We start from the raw sequence: 25,490 nt of genomic DNA, 5'->3' as shown, positions 1-25,490 counted from the left end.
TAGTACTCAGTAATTAAATCGGACACCGGCATAGGCACGTTCACGGGCGACAATTTGTTCGGTGCTAATCTTTATACGCACAACGCTCTATTTCTTTGGGTATATTGACAAATTCTGGCGCATTGTGCATGATCAGCATCTTTTGTGACATCTGAAAATGAGTGGAGATTCTTAAGTGGCAAATATTAAATCAGCGATCAAACGTGCGCGCCAAAACGTCAAACTGCGCCAACATAATGCTAGTGCACGTTCCATGTTCCGCACCTTCGTTAAAAATGTTCTTAAGGCTGTTGAAGCTGGTGATAAAGAAGCTGCCAGTGCTGCCTATGCTAAAGCACAACCCATTATTGATAAAGCAGCTGGTAAAGGCTTGATCCACAAAAATAAAGCTAACCGTATTAAAAGCCGCCTGAGCGCACGTGTTAAAGCCATGGCAGCTTAAACCCAGTGTTTCCGTCGCTCTAAGTCTGTAACGTAAACACCGAACCGGGTTTCCCGGTTCGGTTCCTCTTTCTCACAACAGTGCTAACCTTTCTCAACGCTCTTTTTAGATAAAATAAGGCTCCCTGCCAAACATCATTCTTACGGAAAATTGATTGGGAAAGAGCCCACGTAAAGGAGCAATAATTATCTGCGAGGATCAGAACTTGCGTTTAATGCTTACCACTGGAATCTTAATATCGCGCTATCTTGAATGATAGCGCGACTCCTTCAATTACATTTTGATTTGAGTCAGCCCGAGAACGCAATATCCTGCTGATTCAATTGTTCATAAGCACGTTTGGCTGGCACATATTGCGGGAATTGATTCCTTAAGCGATCCAGGATCATCCGTGAATAAGCCTCATCACCACTGTTCCATTCACTTAAGGCATCGAAATACATTAAATCAGCTGATTTATCAGCTAAAGACGGCACCTTGTTGATGGAGATAGGTTCAATGAAACTAAAGCGCTCTTGCTGCTGGGCATCCATCCATCGCAACAATTTACTTGCTTGTGGACTACCATTTGCACTGGCTTGTTCCAATAATTTCTTGCCCAATTCAGGTTTGCGTTCGCCCAAGAGACCATCTAAATACATTTGAGCTAGTTGATATTGGGCATAGGCGTTATTGTTTGCAGCTAATTCCTCATACAAACGTGCTGCTTGTTCATTATCTTTAGGTATGCCTAAACCATACTGATACATCCTGGCGAGTGCAAGCTTGGCCTTTTCATTCCCTTTCGCTGCTGCTTGCTGGTAATAACTAGTCGCATCAGCAAAATCAAGTTTCGTAGCAACCCCTGTTTCAGATAATAATCCTAATTGATACAGTGCATCTCCATCCCCTAAAGCGGCTGATTTTTTATACCAGTGCAGGGCCTGTTGTTCATCTCTGCTACCTAAGGCACCCGAAAAATAGAGATCGGCAAGCTGTGTCATTGCTTTACTATAGCCAAGTGATGCTGCTTTGGTATAAAAATCTTTTGCTTTGACATAATCAACTGGCAAGCCCTTACCATCCTCATACACCAGTCCGAGGTTATATTGGCCCACTGCATCATTCTTTTCCGCAGCCAATTGGTAATTTTCTAATGCTTTCAAGTAATTATCATCAACCGTATCATAGATAAAACCAAGCGCTACTGATGCTCTGGGGTAACTGGTTTGCGCAGCTGCGTACCATTTTTTAGCAGCAGCATAATCGGGTTGAGTACCTATACGACCCAATTGATAAAGTTGACCAAGCAGATATTGGGCTACAGGCTCTCCTTGTTCTGCAGCCAAACTGTACCATTTTGCAGCTGTTGCCCGATCGATTTGGCCACCAAAACCTTTATCGTAAAGATAACCTAACTTCAGTTGCCCCTCTTTATCGCCTTTTTCAGCAAAATGCTGGTAAATATCACGAGCCTGTTGCATTTTTTCAGGATCACTGGCTTGAGCCAGATAATAATCAGCAAGCAATAAACCCGCTTTACTGTTGCCTAACTCACGTGCCTTATCTAAATCAGCGAGGAAGGTTTCTCCTGATTGTTGTTTCAATACCGCTAAATTCAGGTTGGCATAGGAAAAATTCGCATCAGCTGCTTGTTGTAAAAGCGCCCTCCCCTTTTGCAAATCCTTGGTAAGCCCAATGCCTTGGCTGTAATAAGTACCAAGAATGAAAGCAATGGCTGGATTCATCGCAGTTTGCTGATACCAATATAAGGCTTCCACTTGATTGGCCGCTACCGATAAACCTCTTTCAAACATCATTCCTAATAACAAAGCAGCACGACTATCACCTGTATTCGCTTCTTCCTTGGCTACAGCAAACGCTTGCGCTTGCTTTTCTGGGTTATCATCCATCGCATTATAAAACGCCAGGGGTAACCGGGCTTCGGCGACACCATCTGCCACTGCTCCTGCATAAAGTCGTTTAATTAGTTTTGTACGATTTCTCTTCGCAGCAACACTTAAACCATTCTTCGATTGCTTAACCAGATAATCCGCCAAATGGTATTCCGCCAAACCATAGCCATTGGCTGAAGCAAGATAATACATCGCCATTGCTTGCTGCATGTCAGGCTGAACAACCACGGTACCATTAGGCTCAGTGAACCCTTTTTCATAAATGGAAGCCAACACATACTGAGCATAAGGATTTCCTTTAAAAGCTGCATCAGTCATCCAATTTATTCCCTTTTGATAATCAACGGGGGTTGTTTGTCCTTCCAGATATAAAATACCTAAATTGTATTCAGCCCGTACATCTTGTTGTATAGCAGCTAACTCATAGTAAACAATTGCCTGCTGTGGATTTTTAGCAACGGCAACCCCATATTGATAAAGCTGTCCTAACTCAAATTGGGCATCAGAATCGCCAAGAATTGCCTGGCCATATAGTTGGCTAAGAACTGCTTGGTAATTGGCTTGATGCTCCCATCCTTTCGTGATTTCATCAAAATAATCAAAACGTTGCGGCCCAGCTTTATCAGGATAAGGCAAGCCCTCATTAATCATGGATACACGTGCTTTATGCTTTAAAACTAACGATTCATTTTGCTGTAACGCCTCTATCTGTTGATCAAGAGGATAACGGGGGAAAATTAACGCTGTTTGCTGATTACTGCCCATGCTTGGCGCAAGGAGGTCAAAATAATCATTAATAGCAATATCATTGGGCTTAACCATAACAAATTGGGGTTTATATAGTTCAGCCCGAGTGACTCCTTCCATTTGTGGAGCCTGATTATAATTATTCTCTTTTAATGCAAGGGGATTTTTCCAGGCACTATAGATACCCCCTAAACGATAGGTTTCATCCTCAGTGAAAGAGTTTGTTTTATCATTACTTAACCAACGGGCAGCTTCGTTCAGCGCGGTCACTTTCGCTTCGTTGGCAGCCGTTTCTTTAGCTTTTAGCTGCCATTGCTCTGCCAAACGCTCATCAGCAGCGACTCCTGTGCCCTCTTTATACATTAAAGCCAAGGCTTCCTGCGCCTCGCTAGAACCATTCTGCGCTGCTTGCAACATCCACATAAAAGCAGTTTGTGGATTATTAAAACTAGACTCTGGTATTAAATACAAACGCGCCAGAGCCAGCTCTCCATGAACATCATTTTCAATAGCTGCTTTAGTAAACCAATCTTTGGCAACTTGGAAATTTTTTTCTTTTACCGCCATTTCACCGAGCATGAGCATAGCTGGCACGTACCCTTGTGTTGCCGATCTTGTTATTAAATCTTGTGCCTTGGCCTTGTCAAGACCGACTACTTTACCGGCAAGGTACAGTTCACCCAGGGCTAATTGGGCTTTAGGATTCCCTTGATCGGCCGCTTTGGTTAACCAAATCACACCAAGCTTTTTATTTTCGCCATGACGACTATCAAGGAAATGATCTCCCAAAGTATATTGCGCAATCGCATTACCACTTTTGGCAGCATCAATATAGTAACGTCTGGCTATATCGGGATTCTCTTTTGTGCCAAGACCAAACAAATAAGCAGCTGCACAGTACATTTGTGCCTGTATATCCCCTGCTGCCGCCGATTTTTTAAACCAATACAAAGCCTGCTCGAGATTTTTTGCCTCTACGAGATTATAACGGGCAAGAAATTGCTGGGCTGGCAAAACGCCTTTCTCCGCAGCCTGATTGAAATACCGCAGAGCCATAGCATTATTTTTTAATTGACCATAGCCATAGAGGCGCATGCGGCCTAAATAATAATCTGCAATGGGGTCTTTACCCGCCTGATTAATAAGCGTCTGTGCAGCCAATGGATAATTCCCCTGACGATAAGCATCCAAGCCATTAATCGCAAAGGCAGCTTGACCTCCAGTAGCAGCAACCAGATAAAACCATGGTACGAATGATTTCATGGTAATTCCCCTCTTTATTTGTTTACCACAATAATTGCGGTTTACTGCGCAGGAATAATGCCGTATCGCACTACTTCCCTTAATGCCCCATTTCTTGTATTGGAATTGACTATCCAATAGTTACCCCGATTATTCATACCATAGCGGACGTTCGTGTATTCACAGACGGTAATACTTTCCGAGCAATCCACAATTTTGCCATAGCGTGATTTCTTATCAGGTACCGTACAAATAAATTTTACCTGTTTCTCACTCGTTGATAACACCGCCCATTGACGAGGGTTAATGGCATGATTTAAATACATACTACGCGAGCTTTCTTCATCTCTCATTTGATAAAGGCTCACGGGCTGCCCCAAGGTATTAAACAAGAAATACATCGATTGCCGATCGCCACTTTTTCCAGGCAATAAATGCAATGTCTTCAGTTCAAACTGATACCCAGTATCCCGACACCCCAGTGGGAGTTTATTATTATCTTTTTCTTCCGCCTCAGCGAAAACTGATGCCGAAAATACAGAGAAGAACAGTGCACCAGTTAGACTCAGTTGAATTATTTTTTTCATTGCTGTTTCTCACTCATCATAACTGGACGAACAATCACTTTTGTTCCCAGATAATTATTTTTCTCAGTAGAGGTCTCAACAAAATCATGATTGAGCCATTCAGCATCACGAGTAAATAATCTCACGCAACCGTGACTGGCACGATAGCCTGGTATGTCAAATGAACCATGTAAAGCAAACCCTTTGTGGAAATACATGCAATAAGGCATCTTCGCTCCACCACGTCCTATTGGGTAAACATTGGAACGGCATTTTTCATTTTCTTTGCTGAAGAAACGAAATATACCTGTCATTGTTTTGCAGGAATGAGCGCTATCGGGACATTTATCCCTACCAGAAGAAATAGGTCCCCATTTTACCAACTGTCCTTGCGCATCATAGGCACCCCAAGCCAGTTTATCCTGGTCTACAATCACTTGTTTTTCACCTTCCGCATCAATTCTTAAAGGGAATGGAGAGAAATCCAGGAGCGTTTTTTGAGCCAGGTTACGTGGTACAACAATCACCTTCCCTGCCCATAAATAATTATAAGACCGATTTAAACGCTGGACGATATCGCGTTGCTGTTCATCAGGAAACAATTTCTCCCAGCTTTGTCCACTCCCAACTTTGATACATTGGTATTGCGGGTAAGCACAAAGCCCTGTACCATAATAACTCACTGCCTTGGCTTGAAAAGCCACCATCATCAGTGTAATCACTCCGGCAAATTTTCTCATGTCGTGATTCCCCTAATTAACGTAATCTTTGTAATGCAAGAAGTGTGCTTAAATGCAATTCCACCTTCTAGCTACTATTTCGGTCATGCAATTAAAAAGTTTAGTTACACAGCAAATATAATATAACCAACTGTTTATATTGGATAAAACTGAAATTCCAACGCTTAAGACAACAAGATTAAATGTCAAAAAATTAACTACTTAGAAAATAAAAATTTCTTTTTATTCTTTTTGTGAACGGGAAAAAGTCTATAAATTGCCGCCGGCAAGGTGTCAGGTATCCATCCAATGCAGATCTCATGACTTGGCTAGAATGTCCAGATTTTGCCAACTTATTGGTGAAAATGTTGAAATATTCGTGTTGCCAACTCCTGGTTAATGCCATTAACCTTGGCTATTTCATCAAGAGGGGCTTTTGCTAGCTCACGTAGACCACCAAAACGACGCAATAACGCTTGTCGTCGTTTTGGTCCAACCCCTTCAATGGTTTCCAGAGATGAATCAAGCCTCGCTTTCTGTCGTTTTTTTCTATGTGCACTGATGGCAAAACGATGGGCCTCATCGCGAATATGTTGTAAAAGATGCAAGGCAGGGGAATCAGCAGGTAAAGTCCTTTCCAGTTCATCCGTCGCTAAAATCAACCGCTCCCACCCCGCTTTTCGTTCGGGTCCTTTAGCAATACCAACCAAGGTTACCCCCTCTATTTGCAAGGCAGCAAAAACACGTTTTGCCACAGCGACCTGCCCCTTACCACCATCAATAATCAGGACATCGGGCAAATGCTGTTCTTGTATCAGTCGCTTAAACCGCCGGAAAATAGCTTGCTCCATAGCGGCATAATCATCACCAGGAGTAATACCATCAATATTAAAGCGGCGATATTCTTTTTTACATGGCCCTTGGGCATCAAAAACTACACAGGAAGCAATCGTAGCCTCTCCCTTCGTATGACTAATATCAAAACACTCCATCCGTGTAATAGGAACGTCTCGCTCTAACAATTCATTCAGGGATTGATATCGTTTTTTCATCGTTGCTGATGAAGCCATGTAGTCGGCTATAGCCAACCTTAAATTATCCCGGGCAAAATCTAACCAGCGTGCTTTAACACCACGTGGAGTAATTTGAATTTGGCAGTTTTTTCCGCGTAATTCACTCAACATTGATTGCAAAAGATTAAGTTCAGCAATCGGTTCATGCGTAATGATCAAGGCAGGGATTTTCTCCGGCGCATCAACATAATAAAAAGCGATGAATGCTTCAAAAACTTGCTCCCACAATGCTCGCTCATCATTTTTTTCGTCAAAACTCAGCTTGGGTACAGAAGGGAAAAAACTTTGGCTCGTTAATACATGCCCATCACGTACTGTGACACAGTATATACAAGCGAAACCAGGCTGTGCTTCAATGGCAATCACATCCGCATCCCCACGTAATTGCACGACACCTTGTTGTTCTTGTACAAGGCGCAGACTCTTGATCTGATCACGCAAAACAGCAGCCTCTTCAAAAGCAAGACGCTCTACAGCCTGCTCCATCCGTTTAGCCAATTCCTCCAGGATTAATTGAGATTTTCCCTGCAAAAAACGAATTGCATCATTAACTGACTGCTGATAATCCTTAGCGGAAATATAATTTGTACAGGGCGCACTGCAACGTTTGATTTGGTATTGCAAGCAGGGCCGTGAGCGAGTGCTGAAATAGCTGTCCCGGCAATTACGAATTTTAAAAACCTTCTGAATGGTATTTAAAGTTTCCCGTACTGCCGCCACACTTGGATACGGACCAAAATACTCGCCTTTTTGCGGTTTTTTCTTACTGCGATACAATTCCATGCGTGGGAACGGGTGGTTAGGAGTAACGTGAATATAGGGGTAAGACTTATCGTCCCGCAGCAACACGTTGTATTTGGGACGCAATGCCTTAATTAAATTACTTTCCAGCAAAAGTGCTTCGGTTTCACTACGTGTCACACTCACTTCAATCGACGCAATCTGATTTACCAAAGAGCGTGTTTTAGCACCCGCATTTTGCTTAGTAAAATAGCTGTTAACCCGCTTTTTTAGACTACTTGCCTTCCCTACATATAACACCGTACCTTCGCTATTTAGCATACGGTAAACACCGGGCTCATTAGTGAGATTGGCTAAAAATTTATTCAAAGAAGCTGGAATTAATTTTTCATTCATGCGCTGTACCCAATCCAGTAAAACAGGCTTGTGGGCTATCTAATTGCTGCAGAAATGCCTTTTACGATGCGTTATTACTTTATTATTATTCATCATGTAAAGCATCATTAGGCTGTTCAATGACTCGATGCTTCATTGCCAGGAAGGTAAGTTCTACATCATTTTTTATACCCAACTTATCAAACATACGGTATCGGTAACCATTGATAGTTTTACTGCTTAAAAACAACCGATCAGCAATATCCTGTACAGTCATACCACTCGTGATCATCAGCATCACTTGCATTTCTCGTTCAGACAACAAATCAAAGGGAGAATCCTGTACTGCTTCCAAACTGTTAATTGCCATTTTCTGCGCAATTTCGGCACTTAAATATTTTTCTCCCTTCGCTACCTTACGAATTGCTGCAGCCATTTCTTCGGCACCAGATTCCTTTGTCAGATAGCCCATAGCACCAAGTTGCAGAACTCTTGTAGGCATTGGCTCTGCACACACAGCAGTTACAGCAATGACTTTCACTTGCGGATTCGATTTCTTGAGCCGTCTGGTTACTTCCCAGCCGTCAATTCCCGGCATTTTCATGTCGAGTAAAACCACATCAGGTTTATGAGATTTAACCAACGTTAATGCCTGTTCGCCGCTTTCTGCATCAGCAACGACATCTACATCGGGTAAATCCTCTAGTAATCGTCGAATCCCCATTCGTACAAGAGCGTGGTCATCAACAATTAGAACTTTAATCAAGCGTTGCTCCTTGACTGTATCGCCAATGAACATGAGATATGCTCTGATATTAACAAGACTGACCAGGCATTACAATTGGAACTGATTTTAATCATTTCTTTCACCATCAATTCTTGAATTATCTTGCAATAGCACTATAACCACAGCCATTTTAAAACCTCATCGCTCCACATTTAGCATAAACTAACATTCTACGCTTAAGCTTTGTAAATTTTTTAACAAGCAAGAATATGAACATTAGGATTATCTTTATCCACTGGAAACAGCGGCGGATATTCACCTAATTCTCTTGCGCGTTGAATATACTTATTAATATCAGACTCTACCAATTTATACAAAATTTGGTAATCGTCGATCACAAAATAGACTGGTTGCAACATATCAATGCGATAAGGCATGCGAAAGGCGACGACAGGATCAAATAACACACGCATTGCTATATCACTCTCAACACTGTAAGCCGTTTCACTGATAGAGGACAAAATTCCCCCACCGTAAGCACGGATACCTTGTGGTGTTTTAATCAAACCAAACTCAACCGTAAACCAGAATAGACGTTGTAAAAGAGGCCATTCTTCTTCCGGCAACTCCAAGACTCTACGCGCATAGGTGCAAACAAAATCGGCATAAACAGGATGCGTTAACATAGGACAATGCCCGAATATTTCATGAAAAATATCAGGCTCTTGCACGTAATCGATTTCTTCTTCACAACGAATAAAAGTGGCAGCAGGAAATTTTCTCTCAGCCAATAATTCAAAGAATTCACGGGCTGAAATCAACGCAGCAACTGGGGCTACTTGCCAATCAGTTAGTTCTTGAAGACGGCCACTCACATCAGGCAATTGGGGAATTTGTTTAGCAGTCAAACCAAGATTTTGCAAACCCTGGATGAACTGCTCGCAAGCTCTTCCTGGAATGATTTTCATTTGGCGCTCATAAAGCGTTTGCCAGATACGATGCTCTTCAGGGGAATAGGATACCAGACCTTGGGCATCAGGCTGATGAGAAACGTAACGGCTAACAAATTCCATAGTGACTCCTAACACAAACAAAACCTAAGGGCTGTTAACAATTCTACTCTCTTCGCACGTAAGCCTTGATTTCTGTGTTCCAGAAAATCAAGGCCTACGTACTCAACTTGGCGAATTGTTGACTGTCCTTATAAACTCAGATGACTTAAATTATAGCGCTTTGCTCAATTGTGCAAGACTTGTAAAAAACATTAGCATAAAAGCTTCAACTGGATTTTATCAATATTGCACAAAGTTTATCTTCCAAGGCTTTGTATTTTTCTGGGGAATCAACAAAACCATTAATCATAATGGAAAAAATAAGCGTTCTTTTCGTCTTGGTTTCAAGGTAGCCCGATAAAGAAGAAACAGCCGACATTGAGCCCGTTTTTGCATGTACTTTTCCCCGTGTTAAAGGGTCTTTCATTCTATCTTTAAGGGTTCCATCCACCCCTGATACAGGCAGAGAAGAAATAAAATAAGCAGCATAATCAGAGTAGAATGCTTTCTGTAATAACGCAACGACTTGCTCTGGAGTAATAAAATTATAACGAGAAGCGCCCGAACCATCGATGAGTGTTGTTGGTGGAAAATTCAAATGCGCTGCTTCAGCCAGAATAGCCCGCACTGCATTATTGCCATTGGTGAAACTGCCCGCTTCATGAGTATAGAGAGCACCTATGGTCTTGAATAGGGATTCTGCAATACCATTATCAGACTCTTTTAACATGGTTGTAATTAAAGCCTTAAAGGGTAGTGAATCCTGCTTTGAAAAAACCTCAACTGGAGAGGGGCTCATTTTTCTAAACTCTATTTTTTTACTCACTTTAATATGATTTTTCTTTAATAAATAATTCACCAGTAACCGAGTATTCTCACGGGGTCCGCTAATGGCCATCGTTACATTTTGAGGCTGTGCGTTTGTTTTAATACAACCACTGATTGCATAGGTTTTATCCCCTTCTGGTTTGACTTTGATAGCACAATCTTTCGTTGCTGGCGCCTGAGTAGTCACTTGATTAATGAAACGAACAGGTTGAGGATAAGCAGGCAGTTTAAGTGTCGCCGGCTGCCCTGGTCTGGCAGCGGGAACAAGGGTCGCATTAGCACAATTCTGATTAATAATCAGAGCACTAACTGGAGCTCCCCAACAGAAATCCTTATCATCCCAGGTCGTGCCAGGGCTCATCGCTTCATTATCAAAAGCGGTATCATCAATGATGACAGCACCCTTAATTTTTTTTATCTCAGCTTGAGCAAGGGAACCAAGCAATTGCTCGAGTTGTTCACTTGTCAACCTGGGATCTCCAGAAAACTGGATGTATATATTATCCTGTAAAATGCCGTTTTTAATTTTAGTTTTATCGACAAAAAGGCGTGTTTGATAGCTAAAATCAGGACTGAAAGACTCTAATGCTGCAAGGGCGGTAAATAATTTTTCATTACTGGCAGGCATAAAATAACGATCAGCGTTTCTTTTATAAAGTACTTTCGCAGTTTTCGCGTCTTGAACAAGAATACCGATATTTATATTCTCACCAAACGTTTTCAACGCTTCATCGATATTCTTGCTTATTTGTCCTGAGGTCACGTTTTTATTTGCAAAGCCAGTACAAGACATAAAAGAAACAAACAACAGTGTTAGCCAATAGATTTTTTTCATCACTTAGAACCCATTATTTTAGGTCAGTTGACATTTCTACTAGAGATCACATCCTAACCACCCCGGCTAGCGAAATGTTAACCTCCCTCTGGTTATTTGCCTAAACGCCGAATTTGCGAAACGGGTATGAATGTTTCCGTACCGTCATTGATTCGTCGTTGCTCTCCTTTCCAAGCATGCCCGTAAACGACTTCATAGCTGAGCGGATATTTAGCATCGGTGGTACATAGTGTTTTATACCCCGCTTCAAAACGTTGCCAACTACCTTTTCCTGTTAATCCTGCATTACGTGCCTGATTAATATTACGTACACCTTGCGCTTTCAAACTACGCACCAGTTGTTTTAAACTGGTATAGTGTACTTTCAACACTTCCATATCCACAACTGGATCAAGAAAACGTTCACCCAACAAGCAATCCCCTATATCGTGCATATCTATGAAATCATTGGTATGAGCATAATTATCCGCTTTGAGCCAAGCTTGTTTTAATTCTTTAAAGGTATCAGGACCTAAGGTCGAAAACATCAAGCAGCCCTCGATATTCATGACTCGATTTAACTCTCGAAGGACAGTTGATAACGGTTGAATCCAATGAATCACTTGATTGGCAAAGACCAGATCAAAGAGGCCACTGGGGAAAGGTAGCGCGGTCATATCCGCATTGACTAAATGCCATTTGCGTCTCCAACCTTGTTTTTTATTGGCCAAGGTTAGCATCTCATAAGCCAAATCCAAGCCGATAATCTGTGCTTGCGGATACTGTTTTTTAAGCAACGCAGAAAAAATACCTGTGCCGCAACCCAAATCAAGTACATAACGCGGATTAATCTTTAAATAGTGCAAACGCTCAAATAAACGCTCACCAATTTCATGTTGTACTTTGGCTGCCTGCTCATACTCAAAAGCATGCCTGTTAAAGGTATTGCAAATTTCTATTTTCAGATTCATCATGGACAATGGAAAGAGTTTATAAAGGAATCCAACGCTCGTGCGCCAAAAAATTACCAGTATAGCACAGTTACTGCGTTTGCCTTCGGTTTGCGTGCTGTGTCAGCAATATCATCGCAACCCATTTGCTGTTTGCCAACACTGTAATGATTTATTCAAGCGAATCAATCATGCCTGTTATTATTGTGCTCTTCCCTTACCGGATGCAAAATTTTTAGTATGTGGTCATTGTTCCCAAAAAAAACCAGCCTTTGATCACACCATTACCCGTTATTATTTCGAGGAACCACTACGGACTTTGATCCATGAATTCAAATATCGTGATGCCTTCTATTTACGTACTTTTTTAACCAAACTCCTATTAGATGCTTTACCGGAGAAAACTGTCTCAACACAATGTATAGTTCCTGTTCCACTTCATCCCAGGCGATTACAACAAAGAGGGTTTAATCAAGCAGCTGAACTCGCTAAGCTATTGGCAAAACAACTCAAAATTCCTTGCGAACTCAACCTTTGCAAAAAAATTATTCACACCATCCCCCAAGCCAACCTAGGCAGTCAACGGCGTCGTAAAAATTTACATCAGGCTTTTCAAGTTAAAATAAATAGCTATAGCCATATAACGCTAATTGATGACTTATTAACGACAGGCAGTACTGTGAATGAATTAGCAAGGCTTTTCAAACAGCAGGGAGTAACGCGTGTGGATGTTTGGTGCTGTGCCCGCACCAGCAATTAGGGACTGTCGTATTTCTATTATCCAGGCGCTTATGGCCTGATTTTTTGTGCTTCGGTGCTGGAATAGCAAGCCATCAACACTCAAGCTAAGGAAATGTAAACAGTCCCTTATCATTAACTGGTCAAATAACGTTGAAGATCATTCAAAATAAGTTGTACTAACAAGACACAAAATACAATTACCACTAAACGATGAAGAAGTAATTCCCAAGCAACTGGCACTGGTTTCCCACGAATTTTTTCCACAAGCGCATAAATAATTGAACCGCCATCAAGTCCTGGAACAGGAAATAAATTGACCAGACCGACAACGAGGCTCAAACTAGCAATAAAATACAAAAAAACTGCAAATCCCTGCATAAAAGAATTTGCTGATGCAGCCAATAAACCAATCGGTCCCAACAGTACGGCAAAAGGAATCATTCCCGTAAGCAACTGCTTTAATATAACTAAAAAGAAAATCAATAACTGCCCTATCTTTTCAATGGAATACCACATCGAGCTTAAAATAGACTGTCCTTTTACCTGATAGCGATGTTGTTTTAACGAATCGGGTTCAATGCCAAGGGTTGTTAATAGAGTTCCTGCTCCACGTTTGTAAGTCCATTTTTGTAAATCAAGTGTGAGGGAACGCGATTTTTTTTCGCTATCAAGAACATTTATCCTGACCTCAGCCTTACCAAGTACCATGATAAGGCGCATACCTACCTCTTGCCAGGAAGAGGTTTCCTGAGCGGCTATTGAGGTGATCTGATCGCCTGCTTTAAAACCCGCTTTAGCTGCCAGACTTTGTGGAGCTACTTTTTGGATAACTGGAGCAGTCTGTTGATAGCCTATGGTAAACATGATGGTTAGCATAAGCCAGGCTGTTACCAGATTTGCGCCAGCACCAGCTAGTAAAATAACACAACGTACCCACACGGGTTTTTTATCAAAACAAACGTTATATTCTTTTTTGGGAACAGGCTGAATCCGCGAATTCAGTAATTGTACATAGCCACCCAGCGGCCAAATGGCCCAGACCCATTCACAACCTGATTTTCCTCGCCAGGTTAATAGGGGCTTGCCAAATCCAATGGAAATTCGTTGAATTTTTACCGCAAACCATTTTGCCGCAATTGCATGGCCAGCTTCATGAATACCCACAACCATAACCAGAGTCAATACAATGGCAAGTAAAGCCAGAATCATCAAACCCTCCAGTTAACGTGTGTTGTCGACTACTAATTGCAACATGGGCTGTCCACGGCGTCCAGTTAATTCATGCCCTTTTCTATACACTTCGAAAGTGCGATAGGCCTGTGCAGTTTCGCTATCAACCAGCTCCACATCATCACCTTGATCATCGACCAACGTTACTGTTAAATGCATTTCACGAAACTGACTGATATGGTAACGCTCTTTAAAGAGGCGCAATACACTTAATAAGCTTTCAGCAGCTTCCTCACTATTATGTTTGCCTTGAAAAATAATATCCATCTATTACTCCTATCAGGATAATCTTCCTGTGCAAAACCTACTTACCTCTATTAGCGGCGAAAATGAACGTTACTTGAGTGAAACATGAAAATATATTCATCTCAGTTGCAATCAATTTTACACATAATATTTCGTTAATATTTTCATAATATTTCTTTAAGACTAAATCAGTAATATATGCCGCACGAACCAATTATCAGAGTTGCATTTATTTTTCAAAGATACGAAAAAATATTGCAGATAATTTTTTATATAACAATTAAGGATAGTTAAAAAATGAATAGAGAGTTGTAAAAATGTTGAGTAAAAACGTTGTGAAAAGATTAGTTGAAATTGAAAAACGAGTCAGCGAATTAAATGAATTACTGAAGAGAGTAGAGCTAGAAAAAGAAGCGCTTGCGCGATTTAAATTAAAAATAGGCGATAAACCCTCTGTAAAACAATTTGAGCAATTAAGAGTACTCACCAATATAACTCTCGGACGAGAAGCACGAGCAGAACAAGAGCTGAAATCACTTGCTTTAGAGGAAGCCATACTAACTCAAACAACACCTATAACCTATGAGCGCATTGTTATTGGTGCAGGTGTCGCTGGTACCATGCTGTACGGCGAACTACCCACCGAACTACGCGCGAAAAAGAATAAAGATGGTACGCCTGCAGTGATTGTTCTTAATGATCCATTAAGCTGGGATCAATGGCGTAAAGATGGCCATACCCTCATGGGACAACCAGCAAAAGTACAAACTCCGCAAATATATAGCACTCGTTCTGAAGATTTTGCTCGCGATGAGGTTACCAAACGTAATCCCTATCAATACACGATGGCCAATGATTTTTATCATGCAACGGTTTGTACCCAACGTGATTTTGGTATGACTATATTAAATGCAACAGCTATTGCCATCGAGACGAAAGCAACTTATAGCGGTGATATAGCCTGGGAAGAAGATGGTTTTCCTCATCGTATTGCGGTAAAAATCCTTGATATTCAGTTTTACCTCTACACTGCACATATTGATCTTTGTACCGGTCCTGGTCCTACAAGAAAATTAACATCAACCCAAGTTGATTCTGTTCTGTCAAAACAACTATTAAGCACTGGCAAGATGATTTATGGTCAAGATCATGGTGATGCCCGCTTAAAAGGGAATGTTGTTTTTTATGGTGGTGGAGCCAGAAATGCAGCAATGGTTCTCGATATCATCAATGGATGCCAACCAGAGGTTACCTCTTTTGTTTGGGTAGCGCGTGACGGACAGAATTTTGATACCAATAACATGTTCAACCGACAATTTGCTGATTTGGATGACAATCCAAAGGCTAAAATGGCTCTGGGTGATTTAATCAAAATAGAACTTGGCGATACAGGCAGCGTTAATCTTACCTTCGGAAAACCAGTAAAACAGCGTAAAACAAAGGTACTTCCTGAAGTCACAACGCTGGTTTGTGATCAATTAATCGTTGCCATTGGCCAAGAGCCCCATCCTCTAACCAGCTCTCTAAAAGGATTTGTACCTTGCCAGTTGGAAAGAGGATTGAGCGATTTAACCGAAACGGAAGTCCTTCCTCTTGGTACCCGTTCAAGCGATGGCACTATCGTATGTTGGGGGGCTGCTGGTGTCATTGGGACTGGTCTGGATGACAGTCGTTCATTTATTGACATTGGGCTTAAGCATGCACAATCTTTACCGCGGGAAAGCAGGGCAAACGTCGGTATTTTCCGTAGTTCGATTATGATAGAAAAAATGGTAGAGCTACTGCGTGCATTCTATCCAACGAAATTTATTTCAACAGATAAATCCTCTCATCGCTATGATCTACCTGACATTAACCGCGCCAGTCGTAGTGAACTCTATGAAATCATTAGAGAAACAATGAAAGCTACGTTGACTGCGGAAGCCTGTTTGATATTAGCGGATAAAATTCTTGAAATCCGTAGTAAACTACCGACCGGGCTTGAAGATATTGATGTTCTGGCAAATGAAGTTCCAGCACCAGTGCTGAAGGCATTGAAAGAAGCCTATGTTCCTTTCTATATTGAAGAAATAGTAGAACCAAGGGTTAAAGTAGAACTGCCGCAATTAACATCTGTACCAAAATCAATCCTACCTATCAGCGAAGAAGATGGGGTTAGCACCACTGTCATCGCTGAAAAGCCGACTAAAAAACTAAAGTCTACTAAAGTCAAGATTTTGGACAGCTCTGACAGGTTCTTTAGTACAAATGTCCCTGCCCCTAAACCAGCTAGAGGAGAATTCAATGCACTGGTTGAGGAGCTCAGAGATGAAGAAGACGATAATATTCAAATACCTATTATTCCTGTGGGAAGCGGTAAGAAACCTCAACTATTGGATGAAATGGATGGAAGCACGACGGCCAATCTTACCGAGATCTCCGTGTATAGTTGATAGTTTTTGATTGATCTGGTGCTATTTTACTGACTTGGGGTATAATGTGTCCACTATTCTCGACCTTGAGTCAGTTTAATGCCCTACCAGACCTTACAACAATTTTTAAAATTAACGACGGCTGAAAAAATTTCTCTGAAGCCTTTACTTGAACTAAGTGAGGCTCTGGAGCAAGGAGGGCTATCATCTCAGGAACAAGTAGCCTTAGCCAACGAGATTGAAAAAATCGACTTCGCTCTTTTGATTAGGGCGGCGCTTGGTAACCCGAAACTCAATACCCTATGTAAGCATCCAAGCTTGAATGACATCTGGAACGAGAAATGGCGTCTTTGTGGGCTTAACCCACCGCGAACTGGAGAGCCTCCTCAAGCAGGCAAACCCATTCACGAATACAAACCCCAATCTACCCTGCACACCTTCGAATTGTTAAAAGGTATTTTTGTCTATGGCCAATACAAACGCCACCTTAAAGCCGAAGAAGACACAGTCAGGGCTTATGCACCACCCTATCTGCAACTTGCAGGCTATCTGGGCTATTTTCCTGCTCTAAGTGGCTTATGTAAACAAGCCCTGGCTAAAAAATCCCTGAAAGACGCTCTCCACTACGCTTTGAAAGCCGCGGAATTATACTGGACACCCGGTTATTTTTTACTGGCCATTACCACCTATACACTAGCTATGCAGGATAACAATGAGAGCTTCTATCAAACAGCGTTGTTGCAACTGATTATAGCCGAGAAACTAATGCCTCATGCAGACAACATGATAAACAATGCCTACCAGGGAAAATCCGTTGCAAGGGCCTTAGTGGAAGCTGGTTTAACTGATCTGATTGGACTGAAACAAGAGCTTGCTCGCCTTGCAGGCGTATCCATGTCTTGGGTTACGACCACTCTCTACAAGCAAGCAACACAAGAAGTCAATAAAATTGTAGCTGAAACCTCTTCGAGCAACAAAAATGAAGACAGCCCCGGCTCGAAAGAAGAAATGAGTGAGATGGAAATGTTACCACGTCTTTCACTTTAATTTTTCATGTGGTTAGATAGCTATTATATCGCTCTCAAGTCTACAAATTTCCCGGGTAATAGTTTACAATTCCCTGATAATCTGCTGCCTTTAAATTGAATTCTATGGTGTTTGTCGCCTGTGGACTAAATCATGAAACTGCCCCACTGACAGTGCGTGAAAAAATCGCACTGCCTCTTGCTATGCAAGATAAATTACTTAACGAGCTAATTCGTTTACCTGCAGTAAACGAAGCGGCAATGTTATCAACCTGCAACCGTACCGAAATTTATTGCGACACAGACGAGCCAGAAAATATAGCCCCTTGGCTTGCCTATCAACATGAATTGGCACCCGAGTTATTATCACCTTATCTTTATATTCACCACGGCCATCACGGCATTCGCCATACGTTGCGCGTTGCCAGTGGTTTGGATTCAATGATGCTTGGTGAACCGCAAATTCTTGGCCAAATGAAACAAGCCTATCAATATGCCTGTCAGTTAGGAACGGTGAAAACAACTTTACGCTCTGTCTTTCAATATATATTCAGTGCAAGCAAACGGATTAGAAATCGCAGTGGCATTGGTAAAAATCCTGTTTCTGTCGCCTATGCTGCAGTACAGTTAATTGGTCAGTTATTTCCCAATCAAAACGATTTGCAAGTCTTTATTATTGGCTCTGGCGAAACTGCAACCCTCGTTGCCAAGTACTTGCATAAACAAGGGGTTAAGCGCTTTTTAATTGCCAGCCGTACCCGCGAGCATGCTCAACAGCTTGCTAGCGATTTCGGCGGTGAAGCATTAACTATCGGTGATATCCCGCAATACCTGTCTCAAGCGGATGTGGTGATTTCTGCAACCGCCTGTCCACTGCCCTTTATTAATAAAAGTTTGGTTGAACATGCCCTAAGCAAGCGAGCACAAAATCCAATGTTCTTTCTTGATTTGGCTGTACCCCGCGACATTGAAGCAGACGTGGGTGAGCTGGAAGCTGTTCATTTGTATAACATCGATGATTTGCAATCGATGATTACCAAAGGAATGGATGAGCGGCGTTCTGCAGCCCGGCAAGCTGAACAACTCATTGATTGTGAATTGGATAATTATATTCGTTGGCACCGTTCATTACGTGCTAAAGAGGTTATCTGTGATTATCGCAATCAGATGCAAGTAGTCGCGCAGAAAGAATTACAGAGGGCCCAGGACAAATTGTCAGCAGGCCATTGCCAGGATAGTGTACTAAGTGAGTTTTGCGAGCGGCTGGTGAATAAATTAGTCCATCATCCTACTGTGGGCCTTCGTCAAGCAGCATTAGACGGGCGTGAAGAACTCTTTGATTTGGCGCACTATTTATTTAATCCTTTAGTACAGTCTCCTTATGAAGAAATCTCTTGAATTAAAATTGGAGCAAATGCTCGAACGCTTCCAGGAAATTAGCCGTTTACTGTCAGAAGCATCGGTCATAGCGGATCAGAATCAATTTAAAAATTTATCAAAAGAATATGCTCAACTTGAGCCCGTTGCCACTTGCTATGACGCTTATATACAGGCCCGTAATAATGTCGTTTCATTGCAAGAATTACTCGATGGAGAGGATGCCGAGCTCGCAGCGATGGCAGCAGACGAAATGGCCAGCGCCAAAGAAAAAGTCGATGAACTTGAAGAGCAATTGCAGTGGCACCTGATTCCGAAAGATCCTGATGATGAACGGAATATTTACCTTGAAGTGCGCGCCGGTACTGGCGGTGATGAGGCAGCTATTTTTGCCGGTGACTTGTTCCGTATGTACAGTCGTTATGCGGAAACAAAAGGTTGGCAGGTTGAAATAATCAGCGCCAGTCACGGAGAACATGGCGGCTACAAAGAGGTCATTGCACGTGTCAGTGGTAATGCCGTTTACTCAGAATTAAAATTTGAATCCGGCGCGCATCGTGTACAACGTGTACCAGAAACAGAATCACAGGGACGCGTCCATACCTCAGCCTGTACGGTAGCTATTTTACCGGAAGTTGAAGAAATTGATGACATCCAAATTAACAGTGATGAACTGCGTATTGATACCTATCGCTCATCAGGGGCAGGCGGTCAGCACGTCAACAAAACTGATTCAGCCATTCGCATCACCCATCTCCCAACAGGGGTGGTGGTTGAATGCCAAGATGAGCGCTCGCAACATAAAAACCGTGCCAAAGCGATGGCCTTATTAAAAACACGCTTACTTGATGCAGAGCAAAGCAAGCAACGGCAACAGCAGGCACAGACGCGCAAATCGCTCGTAGGAACCGGTGATCGTTCTGAACGGATCCGTACCTATAATTTTCCCCAGGGACGCTTAACCGATCATCGCATTAATCTGACGCTTTACCAGCTCAATGATGTCATTGCTGGTGATTTGTATCCTGTCATTGAAGCCTTACAGCGCGAATACCACGCCGAATTACTTGCTGAATTGGGTCATCATGATTGACATTAAAAACGCTCTGTTACAAGCCATAACCAAGCTTGAAACACAGAGCACCAGTGCTCGCCTGGATGCAGAAATTCTTCTCGCCTATGTCCTGCTCAAAACACGCACCTATCTTTATACCTATCCCGATGCAAACTTAACTCAAGCCCAGTGGCAAACCTATCAACGCCTCGTTGATCAGCGTTCGCAAGGCGTTCCTGTCGCCTATTTAACCGGTACACGTGAATTCTGGTCTCTACCGCTAAAAGTCTGTGAGGATACGTTAATACCGCGTCCGGAGACAGAGCTTCTCGTTGAACTGACCTTAGCTCAGCTGGCTGATAAACCACAAGCAGAAATTCTTGATTTAGGAACAGGTAGTGGTGCTATTGCACTCGCTTTCGCGTCGGAATGCCCTGACTGGCAAATTACTGCCTGTGATTTTAGCCAGGGAGCCTTACAGACTGCCGAAGAAAATGCGGCGCGTTTGGGATTAGGCAATGTCTGTTTTTGCCATTCTGATTGGTTTGAAAAGATATCAGCACAACAACACTTTGATGCTATCGTATCTAATCCGCCCTATATAGCAGCCAATGATCCCCATCTTGCTGAAGGCGATGTACGCTTCGAACCAAGTTTGGCTCTGGTTAGTGGTGAAGATGGATTAACTGCTATAAAACACATTATTAAACATAGTATTGCTAGGCTTAAGCCTGGCGGGCTATTATTATTAGAGCATGGCTTTGATCAAAAATTTGCGGTAATGTCTATGCTTAGTGAATATGGATATGTACAGGTTCAATGCTGGCAAGATTGGCAAGGTAATGACCGCGTAAGTGGTGGCAAGCGAATTATTAGTTGATGACTAGAATGATTTTTGGTATACCTAGCGCTTTTCAATCGCATGCCATAATGGCTTGTTGAACAGGATGCAACAAGGAGGCATAGATGCCAGAGCAATTAACCGATTCAACCAACGAGAGTGTACGAAACGTGAAAAATGACGCCGTTAGCAGTATGGGAATAGCCCCCTATCAGGAAACTGAAGGCGAAGAATATATGAATGACAAGCAATTAGCACATATTGAAAAAATATTGCTTGCTTGGCGTCAATCGCTGATGGAAGAAGTTGATAGAACAGTAACTCATATGAAAGATGAAGCTGCCAACTTCCCTGATCCCTCTGATCGAGCTAGCCAGGAAGAAGAATTCAGTCTTGAGCTCAGAACCCGTGACAGAGAACGTAAATTAATTAAGAAAATCGAAGATGCCCTTGAAAGACTTCGTGATGAAGATTTTGGCTATTGTGAAGCTTGTGGTATCGAGATTGGTTTACGGCGCTTAGAAGCACGTCCTACTGCAACTTTGTGCATAGACTGTAAGACCTTATCTGAAATTAAAGAACGTCAAAACCAGGGTGGTTAATGTGAACAAGCAGGGCTTTAAGCTCTGCTTGTTTCTTACTTCGACGTCCCCAACAAGGCTAGTAATCTATAATCCGCCTTAACCATTGAGAATAGATTGTGCCTTGGCTACATATCGTGCCACAGCTCCCTTGTTCGCTTCGAGAACCGTCGTTGCATTAGTCACCAGATTTCTTTTTCTATTTCCATCCTGATGCAAAGCAATGATTCGCTCGATCAACATATCTGCATTTTCCACCAACTCGATAGCCTGTGCCTCCTGCAAATCACGACAGATGGTTTTAAAATTATGAACCTGCGTTCCACTAAGGACTGGGACTTTCATAGCAATAGGCTCTAATACGTTATGCCCGCCCACCGGCACCAAACTACCACCAACAAACGCATAATCACTGATCTGATAAAAGCCTAATAACTCGCCGAGAGAATCCAGAATAACCACCTCGTTCTCTTTACTTAGCGTTTCTTTCTGACTACGCAAACCCGTGTTAAAACCAAGCTGGACACTTAATTGATGTACTTTCTGAAAACGTTCTGGATGGCGAGGAGCAATTAACAGAATCATGTTATCAATACCGGCCTGCAATTTTTTTAAGCGCGATAACACCAACTCTTCTTCATCTTCATGGGTACTTGCCACCATGACTACAACACGCTCAGCGCCCCAGCTGGCTTTTAACTCTAAAAAGAGCTCTGTATTAATGTTTTGTGTTTGCAAATCAAATTTCATATTACCTAAAACAATCACCTTGGACGCCACTGCACCAAGAGCTTTAAAACGTTTAGCATCATCCTCACTTTGCGCCAAAATAGCATTAAATTGATTTAGCACCGGTTTGAATAAAAATTTAACTTTGCGATACCCCTGATAAGAACGCTCTGATAAGCGGGCATTAACCAGAAAAAGATCCATCTGTGCTTTATAGGCATAATGAATTATATTGGGCCATAACTCTGTTTCAACGATCAGTCCTACACGAGCTTTCGTTCTTTTAAAAAATCGCTTGGTTACACCAGGGAGATCATAAGGCATATACTGGTGAATCACTTTTTCACCAAAACGCGCCCGTACTCGTTCCGCACCAGTAGGCGTCATTGTCGTTACTAAAATCGTCCATTGCTTCGCAAGCAAGGCATCAATCAAGGGTGTAGCTGCAATCACTTCGCCTAAAGAAACAGCATGAACCCAGATATCAACCTTAATATCCTCTCTGTCGTTTAAAACAAAACGCTCTAATATCCGCTGTCGATAAGCCGGTAATTGACGTCCTTTCCACCATAGCCGTAATAACATATATGGTGTCATCAAATACATTAAGAATGAATAAACGTGTCGCATAAACTACCCTATTGAAAAAAGCAAAGTATATATTTATTTTACTCTTTTGGGTTAATAATTTAAGAAAAAGTACAAGACATCATTATCGAAGTAAATTTCTTAAAATAACTACACACTTTCGTAGTGTGTAGTTATTTGATACGAAAAAATTAAAACACCCCTGCTCTCATTAAGCAAAATTAGTCAGCACAATTTTTCCTAGAGCGTTTCCATTTTCAAGATGGGCATGCGCAGCCTCTACTTGAGTAATGTTAAATTTTTGCTCATCGATTAAAGGACGAATAAAACCTTCATCGACTAGGGTCGCTATTTTAGCTAGTATTTCTCCATAATGAGCGCGCTTAATACCGGTGATAAGAGGTAAAGGCTGCAATACCAGATGAATGGATAACCCTTTGAAAAATGCGGAGGATAAATCATAATTGCCAGCAGCAAGAATGGAGATCACTTGACCAAAAAGAGCGGCCGCCTGAAAACATTCACTAAAATTTTCTCCGCCTACCGTATCAAAAACAATCTCAAAGCCTGCGCCATTAGTATGCTCAGCAACATACGATTCGATCGTTGTCTTTTTATAATCTATTGCAAAATCAGCACCCAATTGCTTGGCCATCTCTAATTTTTTAGCCGATGAACCCGTTGCGAACACTTTGGCACCCAGCCATTTAGCTAGCTGTATCGAGATGTGACCAACACCGCCTGTACCACCATGAATGAGGACTGTTTGTCCTTTTTTCACCTTAGCATAGGTGACTAAACCTTCCCACGCCGTGAGAGAAACCAAAGGCAAGGAAGCCGCCTCAACCAAGGATAGCGTTTTAGGCTTAAGCGCAATTAAATCGGCATCAGCAAGTACGTATTCAGCTAAGCCGCCTCCCATATCAAGAAGCCCCCCAACACAGCCATATACTTCGTCGCCCACAGAAAAGTCAGTAACACCCTCCCCCACTTCCTCAATAATACCTGCGACATCGCCATGCAAAACCATTGGAAAAGATTTTACCAAATCAGGGAAATAACCTTTACGCATTTTATAATCAAGTGGATTAACGCTGGTAGCAACAACCTTAATTAATACATGGCCAGGTTTAATCTCTGGTTTTGGTAAAGTAGCTTCTGCAAAAACATCTATATCCCCAAACTTGGTTAAAACGATGGATCTCATCTTTTCTCCTGATCGCGATTAATGGACGGACGTTGCTAAATTTAAGCCGAAATATACTTTTTTTAATCAAAATTGTCAAAAAATTCTTAATCACCCATTGCTTCGGATATTAAAATTTAAGGTTCTTCCCTGCCACTGCATACTCATGAATTGACTCATCGCCTAAACCCTAAACAACAAGGATTGTCATCCTTATCCTTAGGGAGTAATACCAAAAAATTGCTCGTAATCTTTCTTCTTTACTAAACAGATGGATTAAAATCAAAGGTAAAGAAAGGCTATTTTTTATTTTTTAAAAGACAGATTGATAAATATATAAACTGATTAATGGGTCGATTTCAGTCTTTTTTAATAATACAAAGCGTATAATTACACTTATAGTTATAAAACTTATTTAACATGAATGGAAAACAGGGCGAAATGAATTTTCGGCAATTTTTTACTAATCATCAGTGGTGGGGGAAAATCCTCGGTGCTTTTTTTGGCTACCTGATTGGAGGCTCGGCCGGGGCACTCTTTGGAATTCTCATTGGCAATTTTTTTGATCGTGGTATGGTTAGCCACTATACCCGCCCCCATTGGTATTATCATTCAGAAAAACGGCAAGCCGTACAGAAAATTTTTTTTCAAGCGACCTTTTCTGTAATGGGGCATCTTGCCAAAGCGGATGGGCGTGTTTCTGAGCAAGAAATCCAAATGGCTAAGACCCTTATGGATGAAATGCGTTTGAATCATGAACAAAAAACACTGGCCAAGCGTTTCTTTAACGAAGGAAAAGCTGCGAATTTTGATTTAAGTCGCATTTTAACGCTTCTCCAGAAAGCATGTCGGGATAACCCTGAACTATTAAAATTATTCATGGATATTCAATATCGCTTTGCACAAACAGATGGCTTATCTAACATGAAGTTACAGGCTCTCGATGTCATCTTCAGGCAGATGGGGTTTGCCCCATTGAACCAACAATACCGCTTTTATGAGGATTTTGGCTATCAGGGTTCCAGGCAATCATCTAATCAACACTCTTCTTCGCGTCAATATAATGATCACTATCAAGCGCCACCACAGAATACACTCATGCAGGCTTATGCCATTTTGGAAATCAACCACACTGCCAGTAAACAAGAAGTAAAAAGTGCTTATCGGCGCTTAATTAGCCGCAATCACCCGGATAAACTGATTGCCCAGGGCTTACCTGAAGAAATGATAAAAATTGCCAATGATAAAACACAAAAAATACGCAAAGCTTACGAACAAATTTGTACCAGCAAAGGGTGGTAAAAGATTAA

At 41.8% G+C, this 25,490-nt stretch carries 21 protein-coding genes; 9 read left to right on the top strand and 12 right to left on the bottom strand.

What is annotated here, in order from left to right:
• Positions 1 to 175: 175 nt before the first annotated feature.
• Positions 176 to 442 carry a 30S ribosomal protein S20 gene (rpsT, locus tag ACN4Z1_RS03465; protein WP_115220638.1) on the top strand — a complete coding sequence of 89 codons (267 nt, stop codon included), beginning with the start codon at positions 176 to 178 and terminating at the stop codon, positions 440 to 442.
• 290 nt (positions 443 to 732) lie between these two features.
• On the opposite strand, the gene ACN4Z1_RS03460 is transcribed toward rpsT, so the two are convergent.
• The 8 genes from ACN4Z1_RS03460 to bioC form a co-directional block, all read right to left on the bottom strand.
• The gene (locus ACN4Z1_RS03460; RefSeq protein ID WP_228363224.1) at positions 733 to 4,347 is read right to left on the bottom strand and encodes an SEL1-like repeat protein; all 3,615 of its coding nucleotides are present in this window, start codon (positions 4,345 to 4,347) and stop codon (positions 733 to 735) included.
• A 41-nt stretch (positions 4,348 to 4,388) separates the two neighbouring features.
• A complete protein-coding gene (locus ACN4Z1_RS03455; RefSeq protein ID WP_115220636.1) occupies positions 4,389 to 4,913 on the bottom strand; it encodes an endopeptidase IV in 525 nt (174 codons plus the stop codon).
• On the bottom strand, positions 4,910 to 5,632 hold the full coding sequence (locus tag ACN4Z1_RS03450) for a L,D-transpeptidase (protein ID WP_115220635.1): 723 nt from the start codon (positions 5,630 to 5,632) through the stop codon (positions 4,910 to 4,912). Before ACN4Z1_RS03450 ends, ACN4Z1_RS03455 begins: the two co-directional genes overlap by 4 nt.
• A gap of 332 nt (positions 5,633 to 5,964) precedes the next feature.
• On the bottom strand, positions 5,965 to 7,821 hold the full coding sequence (gene uvrC / locus ACN4Z1_RS03445) for an excinuclease ABC subunit UvrC (RefSeq protein WP_228363225.1): 1,857 nt from the start codon (positions 7,819 to 7,821) through the stop codon (positions 5,965 to 5,967).
• Positions 7,822 to 7,906: 85 nt separating this feature from the next.
• Positions 7,907 to 8,566 (bottom strand): two-component system response regulator LetA, encoded by a 660-nt coding sequence (letA, locus tag ACN4Z1_RS03440; protein WP_058446837.1) that lies wholly within the window; start codon positions 8,564 to 8,566, stop codon positions 7,907 to 7,909.
• Between the two features lie 215 nt (positions 8,567 to 8,781).
• Positions 8,782 to 9,600 carry a phenylalanine 4-monooxygenase gene (gene phhA, locus ACN4Z1_RS03435; protein ID WP_228363226.1) on the bottom strand — a complete coding sequence of 273 codons (819 nt, stop codon included), beginning with the start codon at positions 9,598 to 9,600 and terminating at the stop codon, positions 8,782 to 8,784.
• A gap of 205 nt (positions 9,601 to 9,805) precedes the next feature.
• The gene (dacB, locus tag ACN4Z1_RS03430) at positions 9,806 to 11,242 is read right to left on the bottom strand and encodes a D-alanyl-D-alanine carboxypeptidase/D-alanyl-D-alanine-endopeptidase (protein ID WP_228363227.1); all 1,437 of its coding nucleotides are present in this window, start codon (positions 11,240 to 11,242) and stop codon (positions 9,806 to 9,808) included.
• A gap of 92 nt (positions 11,243 to 11,334) precedes the next feature.
• The gene (bioC, locus tag ACN4Z1_RS03425; RefSeq protein ID WP_228364071.1) at positions 11,335 to 12,192 is read right to left on the bottom strand and encodes a malonyl-ACP O-methyltransferase BioC; all 858 of its coding nucleotides are present in this window, start codon (positions 12,190 to 12,192) and stop codon (positions 11,335 to 11,337) included.
• Between the two features lie 40 nt (positions 12,193 to 12,232).
• On the opposite strand from bioC, the gene ACN4Z1_RS03420 reads away from it, so the two are divergent.
• On the top strand, positions 12,233 to 12,931 hold the full coding sequence (locus tag ACN4Z1_RS03420; protein ID WP_228363228.1) for a ComF family protein: 699 nt from the start codon (positions 12,233 to 12,235) through the stop codon (positions 12,929 to 12,931).
• A gap of 113 nt (positions 12,932 to 13,044) precedes the next feature.
• Here ACN4Z1_RS03420 and ACN4Z1_RS03415 read toward each other — a convergent pair whose 3' ends face one another.
• Together ACN4Z1_RS03415 and ACN4Z1_RS03410 are read right to left on the bottom strand one after the other, a co-directional pair.
• A complete protein-coding gene (locus ACN4Z1_RS03415) occupies positions 13,045 to 14,121 on the bottom strand; it encodes a M50 family metallopeptidase (protein ID WP_228363229.1) in 1,077 nt (358 codons plus the stop codon).
• Between the two features lie 12 nt (positions 14,122 to 14,133).
• Entirely contained in the window at positions 14,134 to 14,409 is a 276-nt protein-coding gene (locus tag ACN4Z1_RS03410) for a hypothetical protein (RefSeq protein ID WP_115220629.1), read from the bottom strand.
• Between the two features lie 296 nt (positions 14,410 to 14,705).
• Between ACN4Z1_RS03410 and ACN4Z1_RS03405 the strand changes: the two genes are divergently transcribed.
• From ACN4Z1_RS03405 to dksA, 6 genes are all read left to right on the top strand, one after another.
• Positions 14,706 to 16,820 (top strand): hypothetical protein, encoded by a 2,115-nt coding sequence (locus ACN4Z1_RS03405; RefSeq protein ID WP_228363230.1) that lies wholly within the window; start codon positions 14,706 to 14,708, stop codon positions 16,818 to 16,820.
• A gap of 78 nt (positions 16,821 to 16,898) precedes the next feature.
• Positions 16,899 to 17,846 (top strand): DUF5630 domain-containing protein, encoded by a 948-nt coding sequence (locus ACN4Z1_RS03400; protein WP_228363231.1) that lies wholly within the window; start codon positions 16,899 to 16,901, stop codon positions 17,844 to 17,846.
• Positions 17,847 to 17,950: 104 nt separating this feature from the next.
• Entirely contained in the window at positions 17,951 to 19,222 is a 1,272-nt protein-coding gene (gene hemA / locus ACN4Z1_RS03395; RefSeq protein WP_228363232.1) for a glutamyl-tRNA reductase, read from the top strand.
• Positions 19,206 to 20,294, top strand: a complete 1,089-nt coding sequence (gene prfA, locus ACN4Z1_RS03390; RefSeq protein ID WP_228363233.1) for a peptide chain release factor 1 — start codon at positions 19,206 to 19,208, stop codon at positions 20,292 to 20,294. The genes hemA and prfA overlap by 17 nt, the downstream gene beginning before the upstream one ends.
• Entirely contained in the window at positions 20,287 to 21,135 is an 849-nt protein-coding gene (prmC, locus tag ACN4Z1_RS03385; RefSeq protein ID WP_255673132.1) for a peptide chain release factor N(5)-glutamine methyltransferase, read from the top strand. Before prfA ends, prmC begins: the two co-directional genes overlap by 8 nt.
• Before the next feature lie 86 nt (positions 21,136 to 21,221).
• On the top strand, positions 21,222 to 21,698 hold the full coding sequence (gene dksA / locus ACN4Z1_RS03380; protein ID WP_019218097.1) for an RNA polymerase-binding protein DksA: 477 nt from the start codon (positions 21,222 to 21,224) through the stop codon (positions 21,696 to 21,698).
• 78 nt (positions 21,699 to 21,776) lie between these two features.
• Here dksA and waaA read toward each other — a convergent pair whose 3' ends face one another.
• Together waaA and ACN4Z1_RS03370 are read right to left on the bottom strand one after the other, a co-directional pair.
• Positions 21,777 to 23,036 carry a lipid IV(A) 3-deoxy-D-manno-octulosonic acid transferase gene (gene waaA / locus ACN4Z1_RS03375; RefSeq protein ID WP_228363234.1) on the bottom strand — a complete coding sequence of 420 codons (1,260 nt, stop codon included), beginning with the start codon at positions 23,034 to 23,036 and terminating at the stop codon, positions 21,777 to 21,779.
• A gap of 169 nt (positions 23,037 to 23,205) precedes the next feature.
• Positions 23,206 to 24,201, bottom strand: a complete 996-nt coding sequence (locus ACN4Z1_RS03370; RefSeq protein ID WP_228363235.1) for a zinc-dependent alcohol dehydrogenase family protein — start codon at positions 24,199 to 24,201, stop codon at positions 23,206 to 23,208.
• A 420-nt stretch (positions 24,202 to 24,621) separates the two neighbouring features.
• On the opposite strand from ACN4Z1_RS03370, the gene djlA reads away from it, so the two are divergent.
• The gene (djlA, locus tag ACN4Z1_RS03365) at positions 24,622 to 25,482 is read left to right on the top strand and encodes a co-chaperone DjlA (RefSeq protein ID WP_228364073.1); all 861 of its coding nucleotides are present in this window, start codon (positions 24,622 to 24,624) and stop codon (positions 25,480 to 25,482) included.
• Positions 25,483 to 25,490: the final 8 nt, after the last annotated feature.

It is taken from the genome of Legionella sp. ST3F1 (genome assembly GCF_048553315.1).
GTDB lineage: Bacteria > Pseudomonadota > Gammaproteobacteria > Legionellales > Legionellaceae > Tatlockia > Tatlockia donaldsonii.
Note: the sequence above shows the minus strand (reverse complement) of the source record. Positions and strands in the feature narration are given on the sequence as shown.